Source organism: Actinacidiphila glaucinigra (assembly GCF_900188405.1).
Lineage (GTDB): Bacteria > Actinomycetota > Actinomycetes > Streptomycetales > Streptomycetaceae > Actinacidiphila > Actinacidiphila glaucinigra.
In genome coordinates, this window is sequence record NZ_FZOF01000011.1 from 128,388 (window position 1) to 143,415 (window position 15,028).

General features: G+C 69.9%; 9 protein-coding genes. 5 read left to right on the plus strand and 4 right to left on the minus strand.

Features of this window, described 5'->3' with window-relative positions; translation table 11 throughout:
* Window positions 1–36 precede the first annotated feature (36 nt).
* On the plus strand, window positions 37–2,712 hold the full coding sequence (locus CHF15_RS22860; RefSeq protein WP_089225727.1) for a CHAT domain-containing protein: 2,676 nt from the start codon (window positions 37–39) through the stop codon (window positions 2,710–2,712).
* 73 nt (window positions 2,713–2,785) lie between these two features.
* Window positions 2,786–3,547 (plus strand): NUDIX hydrolase, encoded by a 762-nt coding sequence (locus tag CHF15_RS22865; protein ID WP_089225728.1) that lies wholly within the window; start codon window positions 2,786–2,788, stop codon window positions 3,545–3,547.
* A gap of 27 nt (window positions 3,548–3,574) precedes the next feature.
* Here the strand turns inward: CHF15_RS22865 and CHF15_RS22870 are convergent, their stop codons facing one another.
* The 3 genes from CHF15_RS22870 to CHF15_RS22880 all read right to left on the minus strand — a co-directional run bounded on the left by CHF15_RS22870 (window position 3,575) and on the right by CHF15_RS22880 (window position 5,756).
* Entirely contained in the window at window positions 3,575–4,159 is a 585-nt protein-coding gene (locus CHF15_RS22870) for a hypothetical protein (RefSeq protein WP_089225729.1), read from the minus strand.
* 101 nt (window positions 4,160–4,260) lie between these two features.
* The gene (locus CHF15_RS22875) at window positions 4,261–5,007 is read right to left on the minus strand and encodes a hypothetical protein (RefSeq protein ID WP_245938978.1); all 747 of its coding nucleotides are present in this window, start codon (window positions 5,005–5,007) and stop codon (window positions 4,261–4,263) included.
* 290 nt (window positions 5,008–5,297) lie between these two features.
* On the minus strand, window positions 5,298–5,756 hold the full coding sequence (locus CHF15_RS22880) for a hypothetical protein (protein WP_089225730.1): 459 nt from the start codon (window positions 5,754–5,756) through the stop codon (window positions 5,298–5,300).
* Between the two features lie 194 nt (window positions 5,757–5,950).
* Between CHF15_RS22880 and CHF15_RS22885 the strand changes: the two genes are divergently transcribed.
* The 3 genes from CHF15_RS22885 (at window position 5,951) to CHF15_RS22895 (ending at window position 7,488) form a co-directional block, all read left to right on the plus strand.
* Entirely contained in the window at window positions 5,951–6,595 is a 645-nt protein-coding gene (locus CHF15_RS22885) for a dihydrofolate reductase family protein (RefSeq protein WP_089225731.1), read from the plus strand.
* 303 nt (window positions 6,596–6,898) lie between these two features.
* Window positions 6,899–7,297: a hypothetical protein gene (locus tag CHF15_RS22890; protein ID WP_089225732.1), complete on the plus strand. Its 399-nt coding sequence runs from the start codon at window positions 6,899–6,901 to the stop codon at window positions 7,295–7,297.
* On the plus strand, window positions 7,294–7,488 hold the full coding sequence (locus CHF15_RS22895; protein WP_089225733.1) for a helix-turn-helix transcriptional regulator: 195 nt from the start codon (window positions 7,294–7,296) through the stop codon (window positions 7,486–7,488). Before CHF15_RS22890 ends, CHF15_RS22895 begins: the two co-directional genes overlap by 4 nt.
* Window positions 7,489–7,745: 257 nt before the next feature.
* Here the strand turns inward: CHF15_RS22895 and CHF15_RS22900 are convergent, their stop codons facing one another.
* The gene (locus CHF15_RS22900; RefSeq protein ID WP_245938994.1) at window positions 7,746–14,726 is read right to left on the minus strand and encodes a glycoside hydrolase domain-containing protein; all 6,981 of its coding nucleotides are present in this window, start codon (window positions 14,724–14,726) and stop codon (window positions 7,746–7,748) included.
* Window positions 14,727–15,028: the final 302 nt, after the last annotated feature.

Sequence of the window (15,028 nt, forward strand, 5' to 3'; positions counted from 1 at the left end):
ACCCCGTCCTCAACAGAAGCGGGAGCCGAACAGGCCATGCCCCAGTCGACGAGCCCACAGCCGGAAGACTCCGTCTCGGCCATTCTCGCTCTCATCGGCCAACTGGACGTCGAGGACGTCATCCTCCGATTCGACGTGGACTTCGACGTTCCCATGCGACAGGACGACGCCCTGCGCCTCCTGCGGCTGGCCGGGGAGTCCGGCCACGGCCGGCGGAACGACATCCGGGACACGGCGCGCCGGGTGGGCGCCCACTGGTGCGAGATGGTCCACGCGGACGTGACGTACAAGCTGTTCACCGGCCTGCAGCTGATCAAGGCTTCACGAGCCGACGCCCGGCTGCTCCACGATCTCCATCTCCGCGGTGAGCTGCCGGCGGATGACCCCTTCGCCGCCTACGCGGCCGCCCGGTGGTTCGACGGGGAAGGCCGGATCCGGTACCGGCTGGGCAGCTTCACCTCCGCCCGCATCTCCTTCGGCACCGCCGTGGACATCGCTCAACAGGCCGGACTGTGGTGGGCATTGCCGGATCTGCGCAGCAACCGCGAACGCGCACGGTTCGAGGAGCGCGGGCAGGCGATGCGGGACGGTGGAAAGGCATCCGCCACGGGCGAGTTCGTCATGGAACTCGAGGCGCTCCTGGAGGAGATGGAGGAACTGGCCCACCTCCATGGTGTCGACGTCGCCCGTCCCCCGACTCCCGAAACTCCCGCCCGCCACCGCGAGTTCCTCCGCGGCCATTCCAACGTCCTCCACAACCTCGCCACGGCGCTCCGCGAGGCAGGACAACCCGCACGGTCGCTTGCGGCCACCTCACGCTCCCTGGCCATCTCCGAAGGCCTCGCCGACGTCTACCGGGTGGCGCAGTCACACACCAATCAGGCGCTGTGCGACCCGGAGAACGCCCAGCGGCACTTCGAGGAGCTGCTGACCCTCCCGTGGCCACGCGGAAGGGCCATCGCCCGGCAGAATCTCGCGCTCCGCGGCGGCGGCGGCCCGGGGCTGGCGGAGCTGAGGCGACTCCTCGACGAGATCGAGCAGGACGACTCCGCGGACGGACACCACGCTGCGCTGGACGTCGACTTCTACGCCTACACCGTGCGCGGCTACCAGCGGACCGCCGAAGCCATGCCGCCCGACAGCCGTCCGAAGGACGTCCTCACACGGCGGCTGGGCCTGGCACGTTCGGTCCGATCGGCCATCGCCCTGCCCGCCTACAAGCGGACGTACGCCCGTCACATGCGACCGGCGTTCCTGCACGCCATCGCCGAAGCCGTCGTCCGCGGGCACGACGCGCAGGCGGACCAGGAGAAGGTCCTGTCCCTGGTCGAGGAATCCGCAGGCCGTGAACTGCTCGACCTGCTCGGCTCCTCGCATCCCTCGTCGCTCAGACCGCCCGCCCATCGCATCGCCGGAGCCCCCTCACCCGAAGCCTCCGACACAGGTCCCGGTCCCGCTGTGCGCGCCGCGCTCCGGGCCGCTTCGCCCGAACTGACGCAGGCCCTGCGCGAGGTGCTGGCCGAACGCGAGCGGGAGTACGAAGAGCACTTCCTGGACGCCCCGTTGAACTCCGTTCCGCACGACGAGGACATCGCGCACCGCCTCGTCCAGTACACCCTCAATCACCCGGGCTCCTGCGTGGTGCGCTACTTCCGCTACGCCGCACCCGACGGCGTCACGGGCGGCGCCGGAGCCGTGTCCGACTCCCTCGGCATCATGGTCTGCCGGGACGGACGTCTGACGACCGTGCCGGGCATCGCCTACGAAAAGGTGGCGGGCCTGGCCGATCAAGTGTGGGCCGACCTCTCCGACCCCGACTCACCGTGGCCGTCGGAGGCGACCTGCCGCCGCGTCTGGGACCTCCTCCTCGCACCCGTCTGGGACCGCGTCGACGACGGTGGCACCACGACCCATCTCACGTTGATCCCCACGGACCACGTCTTCGCCATACCGCTCCACGTCGCGGTGGGACCCGGCGACACACGTCCGCTCGCCGCACGGATCCCGCTCTCCCACTCCGTCAGCGTGGCCGCCTTCGTCACGCAGGGACGCCACCTGCTCAAGCGCCAGCTCATGGAACAGGACGACGACCTCACGGCCCTGCTGTCCACCGACGCCGACGCCTCGGGCCGCGAACTCGTCGGCACGGGCTGGCACCCCGACAAGGTCTTCGTGGCCGGCCCGCCTCCCGAGGGACTGGAGTACGCCGAGCCGGCCCACGCCGCCGACTGGGACGGTCTCAGCGCACTCGTGGCCAAGGAACCGGAGTTCTTCGTCTACGCCGGCCACGGCACCTACCTGGACGGCCAGGAAGCCGCCGGTCCGCTGCTCCACCTCGGCAGCCACGACGTGCTGACCCAGTTCGACCTCGCCCTGCGCGTCAGCCTGCCACGCAACAAGCTGACCGTCCTCGGTGCGTGCGTGGCGGGACAGGGCATGCGCTCCGACGGGGGCGACGTCCTGGGATTCATGCGCTCGCTGATCATCAGCGGCGCCGGAGCCGTCTGCCTGCCCCTCTGGTACGTCCTGGACATCGCACTGGTGCAGACCGTACGCGCGCTGCTCCGCAAGAGCAGAAGCGTCCTGGGCGATGCCGACAGCGCGCCCTTCGATGTCGTCCAGGCCCTCCACGAGCACTACCTCACGGTCCTGGACGACTATCCGAACCTGGCCGGCCGCATCCAGCACACCCCGCTGGCCCTCTATTTGTGACGTCCCAGCAGCGGCGCACAACGAACGCAGCACGAGACCCAGACGGCACGAACCGGAAGAGACGAGGCGACAGATGACACAGGCCGGATCCGAGGACAACGCGGTGCGCGAACGCAGGGACGCACGCCTGAGGGCCTACGCCGTCCTGCAAGAGCAACGGCCGGAGCTCTTCGTGAACCCCCCGGGGACCGCGTACGAGATCCTGCTCGACCGCGCCGACCAGGACCACGTGACACGCGAAGTGGAGAAAGTAGCCGTCGCGTTCGGCTTCCCCGAGGACTGCGCGGACATCGGCGTCGTCTACCGCGACCCCTACGTCTGCATGGTCCGCGACGCCGTGCGCTTCCGCTCCGGGCGCGTCAACACCTACATCCGCTTCGTCCCCGAGGGCCCGGGAGGAGGGGCCGCGGTCCTACCGGTCCTGGACGACGGCAGGATCGTCCTCCTCCACCACTTCCGGCACGCCGACCGCGACTGGCACTGGGAGATCCCCCGGGGCTTCGGTGCGCGGGACGAGGAGAGTTCCACCACCGCGCGCCGCGAACTGCTCGAGGAACTCGGAGGCGAGGTGACCGAGATGATCCATCTCGGCGAGCTCACCTCCGACACGGGGATGCACAGCGTCCGCGACCAGCTCTACCTCGCGCGGCTCGCCACGTCCTCGTTCCCCGAGACGCCCGGCCCCGACGCGCGTGAGGAGGGAATCGACGCCTTCCGGGCCCTCACCCCCGACGAGATGCGTTCCGAGCTCGCCAAGGGACACATCCACGACGGTTTCACCCTTGCCGCCTGGGCCCTGGCCACGGCCCGCGGGCTGCTGCCGTCGGCCCCCTGAGGCGCACGCCGGAAGGGAAGGCGGCTCTCAGGTCAGGACGACGGGGCAGCCACGCCGGATGGAGTGCTGGGCGGCGCGCAGGAACAACGCGACGTAGAAGGCCGCGTCCAGGTCCTGGCTCCACAGTCCTGTTCGAGTGGTGGCCAGGTCCCTCGCCTGGTGCCTGAACCACGTACTCAGGTCGAGGTTGTCGCATGTCTCCGGGGTGTCGCGCGGCAGCTCGATGGCTGCCGCCAGCTTCTCCGCAAGCGGAAGTACCTGGGGAGCACCGACGACCACGGTCGACTCGCAGTAGCCGGAGTCGACGGGCAAGCAGATCTCCTCGTCGAGCGAGAAGGGTACGAGCACGCTCCAGCCGCAGAGGGTCTCCGACTCCTCGTGCGACAGGTGCGTCTGGCACAAGGCGTCGAAGCCCGTCATGGATGGGGTCAGCTTCTCCTCGAAGGCCTGCCCTGAGCCGGCCACGAAGTCCGTCTCCAGGGGTACGTCCTCGTAGGGCGGCAGGCTTCGCCGCCCGAGTTCAGCGTTGAGCGCCGAAGCGACTTCGCCCCATTCGTCCTCCTCCTCACCGAACCATTCCTCCGCGCCGACGCTCACCAGGTACACACCCATGCGGGGAAGCTACAGCGGGCATCCGACATCGATCAGTGAGCCGGGCGGAGGCCGTCGCCGGAACCGTGCCGGCTACGGAGGCCAAGAGTGCCGCAGGTGGGTCAGAAGGGTGGGTCTTCGCAGTAGCCACCGGTCCACGAGTGGCGTTCCGCCATGCGGCGGGCGCGAAGTCCTCGGGCTTCGGCCTCGTCCGCGTTATCCAGGCTCCCGGTGTCGTGACCCCATGCCTTCATGGCGTCGAGGACACGGTATCGACGGCGGCGGTGCGTGCTGGTGGCCAGCAGACGGCGGGCGTGGTCGACCAGTTCGGTGCGGTACAGGGTGAGAACGGGGTGCTCTGCGAGGGGAATCGCAGCGACGAGGGCCGCGTCGCGTACGTCGGCGTCGTCGTGGCCGAGAAGGGGATGGACGCCGGAGAAGACAGCCGGGCGCACGTCTCGGAACTCGCGCATCTGCCTGCAGCACTCGTCGCGACACCCCTCGTCGCAACAGCGCTCGGCGATGGCGACGCACGCGTCGTCGGCGTCGTAAGCCGTGTCGCTGAGCCACTCGAGGAGTACCACCAGGGTCGGACGGTGCGCTGCCATGCCGGCTACAGGGTGGCCGAGGACGGCGGCGACGTAGAGCGCCACCGGCACGGTGGCTTCGTAGATGGTGTTCTGGTGGGTCACTGCCCCGAGCGCCATGCGAGTGGCAGCCGACCTCGCAACCGGGTCGGAGCTGAGGAGTCCCTTCAGCGCGGCCGGGAGGGATTCACCCGTTCCGCGTACCGTGGCGAGCGACGCCCAATCCGCACCGTCCAGGAGCGCTTGGTGATGAGGCAGCTCGTGAAGGCGTGGATTGGTCACGGCCGGAGGCTACAGCCTCTACGACGGCGCCTCGATCGCGGTCGGTGTCGGCCGGGAGGGAGCGCACTCCGAAGGGCGTCCCTGCGGCGCGCTCGCACCTGACTCGCCATATCCGCCGTGCGCCCTGGCCCCGGGTCGACGGGTGGGCGTCGACGAACGGCCACACTTCCCGCAGCACGGACCACACCCCGCACTCAAAGCCGAGTGGAGGAAAACCTCCGCTTTACTCTCGGCCCACCATACCTTTCGGGCGACGCCAGGTCCTCTCCGGCAGGGTGTACCGCCTTGATTCAGTCGTGCCAGCAGTAGAGGCCGAGGGCGCCGCGGGAGGCGTCGGCCGCCGCCGCGAGCTCGGCGATCCCCTTCAGAACCGTCGGAAGGTCGTCGTCGGTCATGTCGTCACCGTCTTCTAGCCTGAGCCTCGCGGTCCAGCGGGCGGCAAGTCCTTCCAGCAAGGCGGGAGTCGCGTTGGCGAGCGCGCTGGTGAGCCGCGCAGAGAGCACGAACACCCCGACCCCGTCGTTCAGAATCGGGGCGACGTAGCGGGGCCAGTCCCTCTTGTTCAGCTCGTGCTGCGGTGGGAGACGGGTGGACGGTGCGTCCATGTACATCTCCCATTCGACGACGGCATCGTCCGCGGTGACGTCATGACACACCACCGATGTCAGCGCCGGCCCGGGGCCCTTGAGCCGGGTTCTGGCGGCGGTCTCGTCGTCGGGAGCGAGGAAGAAAACGATGTCTGCGGCCACCTCGGCATGATGGCAGGTGACGGGCTGACGCGCGTCGCCGCCGCGGCGTCGTGCGTCACGGCCCCCGGGTGGTGAGCGGTGCACTCGACGCGGCGGGCGGGGATCCGGAGGCCGGATGCCGGCGCAGCGATGATTTAGCCGGCGCCCGCCGGTCTACCTACCGACCGAGCCGACCGACTCATCGGGAGTAGACCGTGGGCCTCATCCACATCGAACTGTTCGCGACCCTCGACCTCGTCGGGCAGGCGCCCGGCGGCCCCGACGAGGACCCGGCGGGCTTCCCGTTCGGCGGCTGGCAGGCACCCCTGCTGGACGAGGTCTCCGGGGCGCAGGTCGGTGCCGCGTACGAGGGCACGGACGCCCTCCTGCTCGGCCGGCGGACGTACGACATCTTCGCCGCCTACTGGCCGCACCAGAAGGGCGGCGAGGACGGCGAGATCGCCAAGCTCTTCAACAGCGTCCCGAAGTACGTGGCCTCCCGCGGCAAGCCCGACCTCTCGTGGGCCGGGTCCACGCAGCTCGGCCCGGATCTCGCCGGCGCGGTGCGCGAGATCCGGGACCGGCACGAGCGCGTGAAGGTCGTCGGCAGCCTGGACCTGGTCCAGACACTCCTGCGCGAGAAGCTCTTCGACCGTCTCGACCTCTGGGTGCACCCGATCGTGCTCGGCGTCGGCAAGAAGGTGTTCGACGGCGGCGCGGTGCCCACGAACGTCACCCTCCTCGAACCGCCGGCGGCCAGCCCGACGGGCACCGTGTACCTGCGCTACGGACTCGCCGACGGCACGCCCGGGACCGGCGACATGAGCGCACCCGATCGCGGCGTCGGGCGCGACGACTGAGCGCCGCCTTCCATCGGGAGGATCCTTGTCTCCGGCGAGCAGGCGGGACCCGAGGCGTCGTCGGCGTGCACCACGTCCGGCCTGTGGCCAGGAAGCACGTCGGGGCCCATACCCGGTGCACGAGCCGTGCGCCCGCGGCCGGGTCGGCAAGACCTGGCTCCCCTCCCCCGACAGCATCGCAAGGTGCCCCTCGTGATGGGCACCCACGCCCGCACCGGGTGCGATGTCAAGGAAACTTGACATCCGGGGAGCGGCTTGTAGCGTGTCAAGTGAACTTGACATCGCTCCGGAGGAAGGACACCCGTGCAGGCACACAGCGAGATCAAGGCGACCGCTCGGCTCGCACTCTGGACAATCGCCTGGGCCGCGACCCTCGCCCTGGCCAAGTTCGGTCCCCGGCACCTGTGGGATCCGCCGCAGGAGGTGGCGAGCTGGGCCGCCGTCGCCGTCAACCTCGTCGTCGGCATCGGCTGGATCGTCGCCTTCACGCGCTTCCTCCGCGCGGTCGATGAGCTGCAGCGGAAGATCATGCAGGATGCGCTGGCGATCACCCTCGGCGTGGGGTGGGTTATCGGATTCGCCTACGTGGTCGCGGACGCGGCCTATCTCGCCACCCGCGATGTCGACATCGCCGTCCTCCCCGTGCTCATGGGAGTCGTCTTCGTGATGGCCTTCGCCTTCGGCAAGCTCCGGTACCGATGAAGAACCGCATCACCGACCTCCGCGGCGAACACGGTTGGACGCAGGCCGAACTGGCCCGGCGTGCCGGTGTGTCCAGGCAGACGATCAACGCCATCGAAACGGGGAAGTTCGACCCGAGCCTCCCCCTCGCCTTCCGCCTTGCCAGGCTCTTCGACCAGAGGATCGAGGAGCTCTTCCTCGACGATCAATGAAGCGCTCCCGATGGCGTGTAGCCGCATCATGTGAAGTCGCCGAGGCAGGCCCGATCCCTCGGGAACTGACCCGGCGCGGAAGGCCACACCTGAGGGCCGCCGACCGGTCGGGCACGCGCCGGGATGGCGACGGCCCCTGCGGGTGAACGGCAGTCGTTCACCCGCAGGGGCCGTCTTCGGTGCGGCACTTCTCGAGGATCAGCCGGACCCTGCCGCGGCCTCACGGGACGCGGCAGGACCGGCGGTCACGTGGCGCCCTACGACATGGGGATCCACATGGGGTTCGCCCACTCCGTCGACGGCGCCCAGAATCCGGCACCACCCGCGGAGCCGGTTCCGTTGCTTCCGCGGCTGAGCAGGTCGGCGACCGCGGCAGTGCGGTCACCGCCGTTGCCGCCGGCCGCGACCGGACGGTCGTCGTGGTCCGTGGGCTGGAACCCGACCGTGTAGGTCCGGGTGACCGAACCGTTGGCCGAGGTCACCTTGATGGTGCGGGTGGTGAACCGGTGCCCGGTCGACGACAGGACCGAGCTGCCGTCGGTGACCTTCACCCGCGCGCCCGACTGTGCCGGTACGGCGGAGAGGGCCGGGATCTTCCTGTTCTTCGGCCAGTCGACGACGTACGTGGACACGGCCGGGTCGAACCCGTCGATCGCGACGCCTCCCACCGTGATCGCCTTGGCGTCGGCCACGGCGGCCTTGGTGGCGTCGGTGTGGTTCGTCACCTTGACCGAGCCGTCGGCGCCCACGACCACCTTGGCCGCCATCGCGGCCGCCAGGTTGATCCGCTCCCAGCTCGCTCCGCCGTCCGCGGTGAGGTCCAGCGGGGAGCCGGAGTCCGTCGCGGTCTGCTCGAGGATCTGGGTGCGCTGCTCGGTGGTCAGGTCCGGGAAGGCCGTGGTCAGCAGGGCCGCCGCGTCGGACGGCGCCTTGAGGGCCTGCCCGGACTTCCCCACCTGGGAGAACCCGTAGTCCAGGCGCTGCGTGTACAGGTCGACGTGCTGCGCCGTGTTCAGGCCGGCGTAGGAGTCGCCCCCGCAGGCCTCGAGCGTGTCGCCGTAGCCCTCCTTCTCGCACTGCGCGAGCAGCACGTTCTCCATCTCGGTGTGGGCCTGCGTCAGCAGCTTCGCGAAGTCGGGGTCGGCCCAGCGGTGCGCGACGGTGGCCTGTGCGGCGATGCGGCCGCCCATGACGTCCAGCGGGTAGTGGAACCCGAGGACGATGCGGTTGTCCCCGTACTCCGAGGTGCGGGCGAGGATCGACGGTGCCAGCTCCGGGAGGAGCGTGGCGAGGATGGTGCCCGCTTCGTAGCCGCCGTAGGTGTGGCCGCTCGGGTACGAGCCGCTGGTGGTGAGGCTGCCGTAGGAACCGTCCTGCGACTCGTAGATCTGACCGCCGTCGCCGACGAACCCGAGGCGCACGTACGGGCGCTGGTAGCCGTAGTGGTCCTTCGCCGCTCCGCCCTTGTCGAGGCCCTGCGTGACGCGGGAGAACAGCGCGCCGGTCTTCGGCAGCCGCCCGCCGTTCAGCGCGTCCAGGTAGATCTTGCCGAGCCGGGAGCCCAGGCCGTCGGCCATCGTGACGGTGGAGCTGTTCGTGGCGTCGACCTCGGCCCGGTCCACCTCCTTCTGCGTCGCCGCGTTGTTGATGCGCACGGCGATCCGGTCGTTCTCGGCGGTGAGCAGGGTGCCGGAGGGCACCTTGGTGTTGGCGGCGAGGATGCCGGAGTCGAGGTCCTCGAATCCGTTGAGCAGGCCGTAGAAGTAGTCGGTCCCGTCGCCGGTGCCCGGCCACTTGTCCGACGCGTAGGTGGCGTTGAGCGTGTCGTCCGGGAAGGGGGACGGCTCGTACGCCGGGTCGGAGGCCTCCGCCGCGGCGGTCGCCGAGGTGGTCACCGGGACGGTCGCGGTGGAGTCGTCCGAGGTGCCGGCCAGGGTGACCGCGGTGACGGTGGCCGCGTGGGCCTTCGCCTTGCCCGTGGTCGTGAGCAGCGCCGTGCCCGCGGTGGCGGGAACGTGCGCGGTCGTTCCGTCGTCGAGGGCCACGGTGTAGCCGACGATCGGGAATCCGCCGTCGCCGGCCGCCAGCCAGGTCACGCGGACCTGCTTGCCGTCGGTGATCACGCCCGTGACGGCCGGCTTCTGCGGCTTGCCGCCGCCGGTGACCACGGGTGCCGTGGCGGCACTCTGCTGCGAGGTGCCGACGGAGTTCACCGCCTGGACGCGTGCGGTGTACGACCTGCCGGACCGCAGCCAGGTGAAGGTCGCGTTCCGGCTGTCCGCATCGTCGATCTTGATCTGGTGGCCGTCGCTGAGGGTGATCTTGTAGCCGGTGACCGGTGAGCCGCCGGTGTCCTTGGGTGCGGACCAGGCGACGGTCACGCTCGTGCCGGACGAGGTCGCCGACACCGCGTCGGGCGCGGCCGGCACCGTCTTGGGCTTCGTGGTGAGCGCGGCCATGGCGTGGCGGAGGGCGTCGTAGCGGGCGGTGAGGGCCGCGTCCGTGGCCGCGTCGTCCGCGACCGCGGTCTTCGCCGCGGCGAGTGCCGCGGTGAACGCCTTCCACGACGCGTCCGTGTAGCGGTCGTTGTCGAGGGCCGAGGCGGTCGCGACCAGGTCCTCCAGCTTCAGCCGCGGGAGCGGGACCAGCTGGCCCGCGGCCAGGGTGAGGCTGCGCGTCTGCGTGTCGACTTCGAGCTGGGTCGCGTCGTCGGCGGCGACGAGGGTGCGTGCGGCCGCGAGTTCACGTCCGTACACACCGAAGTCGATCGCGTCGTAGCGCTTCGCGTCGGCGGAGAGCCCCTCGTACTGCTCGATCGCCTTCCGCAGGGCGGACTTGTCCGTGACGGCGGGCGTCTCGACGTGGTTGAAGGTGATCCGGCCCAGGTTCGCGACGTACGGGTGCGAGGAGTCCGGGGTGGTCGTCAGCCGCAGGTAGACGGTGTGCTTGCCGGTGATCGCCTTGGGCAGCGTCAGGCTCGTCGCCCCGCCGGACGACCACGCGGAGCCCGTGACGGGCAGCGGCACGGTCGCGTACGGCGTGCCGGGGTTGGCCGTGTCGAAGGAGTCCAGGTAGAGCTGGACGGCGGAGCCGGTGCCGCAGCGGGCGGAGTTGTTGACGTAGGTGATCGTGACGGTGCTCTTCGGGGAACCGCCGAAGTCGATGTCCCCGTAGTTGACCCAGGCGCCGTTGTAGGTGCCGCCGAGGTCGGTGGTGGAACCGGAGCCGGTCCAGCCGACGGGCTCGCTCTTGAGGCCGCCGCCGCTGTTGGAGCGCCACGCGGTGGCGTCGAAGCCCACGGGGGCGTCGGCCGTCTGCGTCAGGGCCAGCGAGTAGACGTTGCCCACGTAGGGCTGCGAGGCGGTCTGCGTGCTGGAGACGAACGCCGCGTACACGTCCTGGACGCCGGTGAAGACGCTCGGGTCGAGGTGCACGCTCGTGGTGGCGATGGTTCCCCAGCCCGAACCGCTGTAGTCGAGGGGTATGTCGACGCTCTTGGCGCCGTCCTTCGAGCCGAGGTGCAGCTCGATGTGCGAGTCCGACGCGGCCCGCGACTGGGGCTTGTCGTAGCGGACGGTGACGGTGTCGGCGCCGTTACGGAGGTCCGTGTCCTTCCACTGCGCCCACGCACCGTTCGTCACGTTCTCGAAGATGCCGTTGCCGAGGTTGAGCGGCAGCGAACCGTTGCCGGTCGTGGTGCTGTTCACCGCGGTCAGCGTGGCGAGCGTGGTCGTGGGGGACGTCGAGACCTCGTACGGCGAGAACTGGTACCAGTCGAAGTTCGACACCCACTGCTGGCCCGACGGGGCGTGGAACACGAACGTCGCGCTCTTCGCGCCCAGCAGGGCGTCCGGGTCGGTGACGGCCGCCTGCACCGTGTTCCAGTACTGCCAGCCGCCGGTCCCGGGAAGCGAGACGCTGGCGACGACGGGCCCGTCGGCCGCGCCGGCGTGGATGTCGACGCTGCTGGGCTTGGCATTCGTCGGCTGCGAGTTGGCGTAGCGGACCGAGACGGTCCGCGGGGCGACCCCGCCGAAGTCCAGCTTGGTGAACCGCTCCCACGATCCCTCGGTGACACCACCGAGGTTGCCGTCCGAGTTGTTCCGCTCGCTGATGAGGCTGGGGCCCTCCTTCTGGTCGGGGTCCTCGGCCTGCAGGACGGCGTAGCCGCCCTCGTCGATGGTCAGCCCGTCGATCGCGGTCTGCAGCGCGTCCTGCGCCGCCATGATCGTGCCCGTCGCGGAGCCGGTGTCCGCGACTACGGTCCGCGCCCGCTCGAGGGCCGACCGGAACAGGTTCCAGGAGCCGTCGGAGTAGTTGGCGCTGCGCACCACGGACGCCTGGTCGACGAGTGCGCCGAGGGCCTTGCGGTGCACGGCGGCTGCGGAGATCAGAAGCGGGTCGGTCGGGGATATCCCGGTGCCGCTCACCGTCGAGGCCCGTACGCCGTGGGCGAAGGCCGCGTCGCGGAAGGTGATGCCGAAGCGTGCGTCGACGTCGGTGGTGCCGGTGAGGGACAGCGTCGCCGTCCGCTTGTCGCTGACGCGCAGGTCCGCCGTGACACCCTTCGGCAGGCCGGTCACGCTCGCCGCCCCGGTCTTGGTGAGGCTGGTTCCCTTGTGCGCGGCGAAGGTCGCCGGGCCGGACAGGGTGAGCTCCACGCTGTCGTGGAGGGTGCCGTCCTCGTCGGTGTCGACGGTGCCCGGGCGGGCCGAGACGACGGTGTCGCCCTTGTCCGTACCCGTGTCGCCGTCACCCGTGTCGCCGGAGTCGGTGTTCAGCGAGTACGCGGGCTCGGTGTGGGCGCCCCACTGGGAGGGCTTGGAGCCCATGGTGAAGTCCAGGGTTCCGCCGGCGATGATCTGCGAGTAGTCGAGCCACGTGTTGTCGAACCGCTTCCCGTTGAGGGTCGCGCTCTGCACGTAGTAGTTGCTCGGGGACACGCCGTCGGCCTTCACCGTGAACCGGCTGCCGTTGGCGTAGCTGATCGTCGTGGAGTCGAAGAACGGGCTGCCGATCTGGAACTGGCTCGAGCCGGCGGTCACCGGGAACAGGCCGAGCGCCGCGCCGACGAACATGGTCGACATGGTGCCGGCGTCGTTGTCCATGGTCGGCAGGAAGCCGTTCGGGGACAGCTTGTAGACCTGGGTCTTGATCGGCGGGGTGAACTGGCCACCGGAGCTGGGGGCCTCGTTCGTGGAACCCGTCGCGATGTAGCGGTTCCAGGTCGTGCCGGTGTAGATGGCACGCACCCACTTCTGCGTCAGGCTCGGCTCACCGACGTAGTTGAAGAGGTAGGGGGCCTGCAGGTCGATCTCGTTCGCGTTGGAGTGCAGCATGGTCGAGCCGTCGTCGACGGTCGAGTCCTCGCCGAACATGTGCTTGACCGCGGCCTTGCCGGCCTTGTCGCCGCCCATGGCCTCGATGAGGCCGCCCATGTTGTACGCGTCGTACCAGTGGTACTGCCAGAGCGTGCCCTGGTAGAGACCGGCCGCCTCGAACTTCTCGTAGTCGGCGCTCTGCCAGTCGCCGTTCCCGGCGCGCGGGGTGAGCAGACCGACCTTCGTGCCGTCGGCCGCGGTCCAGGCGCCGGACTTCACGAGGTTGTCGATCGCCATCGTCGACTGCGTACGCAGCTTCTCGGCGTCGTCCTTCTTGCCGAGCGCGTCGGCGATGACGGACAGCGCCCACTGGTCGTAGCCGCGCTGCACGGTCGTACCGGGGTCACCCGTGATGTAGCCCTGCCGCAGCTGCGCACCCGTGTAGTAGCCGGAGTACGACAGCAGCGCCGGGTACGCCTCGTCGAGCCGGTCGAAGTTCTTGAAGCCCTTCGACAGCGCGTCGGCGACCAGCACGGCCGAGCGCTCCCAGCGCACGGTCGGAACCGAGTGGGTCAGGCTCCCGAGGCTCTTGCCGGAGGTCCGCGCGTCGGCGAAGAGCACGATCAGCGACTGGATCATGTCCCGGTAGGTGGCCGGGTCGATGTAGGCCTCGACGGAGTACTTGCGGAAGTCGTCCCAGGTGGACCATCCGTCGTAGTACGTGAAGCCGTTCGCCTTGTGCACCGCTCCGTCCGCGCCGCGGTACGTGCCGCTGGTGCTGGTGGCGTTCACCGGCAGCGCGTACATGCGGTACAGGTGCGTGTAGAACTCCTTGGTGAGCGTCGACCCGGGGTCGGACTTCGCCGAGGCGCGCACGTCGACGGCGCCGAGCGCGCTGTTCCACTCGGCCTTCGTCCTCGCTCGGGCCTGGTCGAAGGTGAGGTCGCCCACCTCGTTGCGCTGGTCGGTCGCGGCCTGCTCGGCGCTGATCGGCGACAGCGTGATGCGCAGCTCGATGTCGTCCCCGTGGGACTTGTCGAAGCCGAGGACGGCGCCGGTGTCGGCGCCGTCCTGCGCGGTCGCGTCGCTCAGCTTGCCGTCGGCACCCCAGCTCTTCAGGGAGGTCACGGGGACGTTCGTGGTGGCGTCGTAGTACAGCTTGTAGGAGGCGCCGTTGAACGAGCCCGCGATGAGGCCGCTGATGGACGTCGTCCCGTCCGGGAGCGTCGTCGCCTTCATCGTCGAGCGGGTGCGGCTGGTGAAGTTGTTCGCGAGGTCGAGGACCAACTCGGGGTCCGACCCGGCGGGGAAGCTGAACCGCTCCAGCGCGGTGCGCGTGGTCGCGGTCACCTCGGCCTTGATGGTGCCGGGGTCCTGCGTCACCGCGGACCCGGTTCCGGAGATGGCCCCGAGGCCCACCTGGTAGTAGCCGGGCGTCGCGGTCTCGTCGTCGTGGCTGTACGCGTGCGCGTACGTGCTGGGGGCCGGGCGCTTGTCGTACCGCACGGAGGTCGGGACGACCAGCAGGTCGCCACCGCCGCCCGAGCCGCCGACGCCGTCGAGGTTCGTCGCGGTGAACCCGGCGATGTGGTCCTCGTTGTAGTCGTACCCGGGGTGGTTGCGGTTCGGCGTGGTCAGCGGGCTGACCTTGGCCAGACTGTGCGGCGCCTGGGCGCCCGGCAGGTCGTTGCCGTCGTCGCCGGCGGTGGCCACGAACGGGTCGACCAGCTTCGTGTAGTCCGTACCGCCCGAGCTTCCCGCGGATCCCGAGGATCCCGCGGAGGTGGTCGAGCCGGGCGCGGCCACGGCCGCGCCACCACCCGCGAGCACGCCGAGGCCGAGCGCCCCGGTCAGCAGCGCGGCAACCGTCGCCCGCAGGGGGCTGCGACGGTGACCCGATGTTCTCGGATGTGTCACACGGGGCAAGGGCGGATGGGATCTGATGGACACGTAACCTCTCCAGCGTCGCGATACGCACGCACAGTTCGGCCTCACCAGAAGACAACGTTGTCAGCCCGGACGCCGGGCGTGCAACCCAGAGCGAGACGGCAATGGACGGGCGGGAGCGTACCCGCCGCGTTCACAGCCGTCTGTCATCAGATACGGAGAAGGCGTACGGGAAGCGAACAGAATGCGCACAGCAGGTACGTGTCGGATGCCGTATCCGGGCACCGGCCACATTTCCTCCACCTTCCGGCACGCATCACGCATCTGACGCG

Coding starts and splice junctions, on each gene's coding strand:
- CHF15_RS22870 (WP_089225729.1), bottom strand. CDS start 4,159: ATGGGTGTGTACCTGGTGAGCGTCGGCGCGGAGGAATGGTTCGGTGAG.
- CHF15_RS22895 (WP_089225733.1), top strand. CDS start 7,294: ATGAAGAACCGCATCACCGACCTCCGCGGCGAACACGGTTGGACGCAG.
- CHF15_RS22865 (WP_089225728.1), top strand. CDS start 2,786: ATGACACAGGCCGGATCCGAGGACAACGCGGTGCGCGAACGCAGGGAC.
- CHF15_RS22860 (WP_089225727.1), top strand. CDS start 37: ATGCCCCAGTCGACGAGCCCACAGCCGGAAGACTCCGTCTCGGCCATT.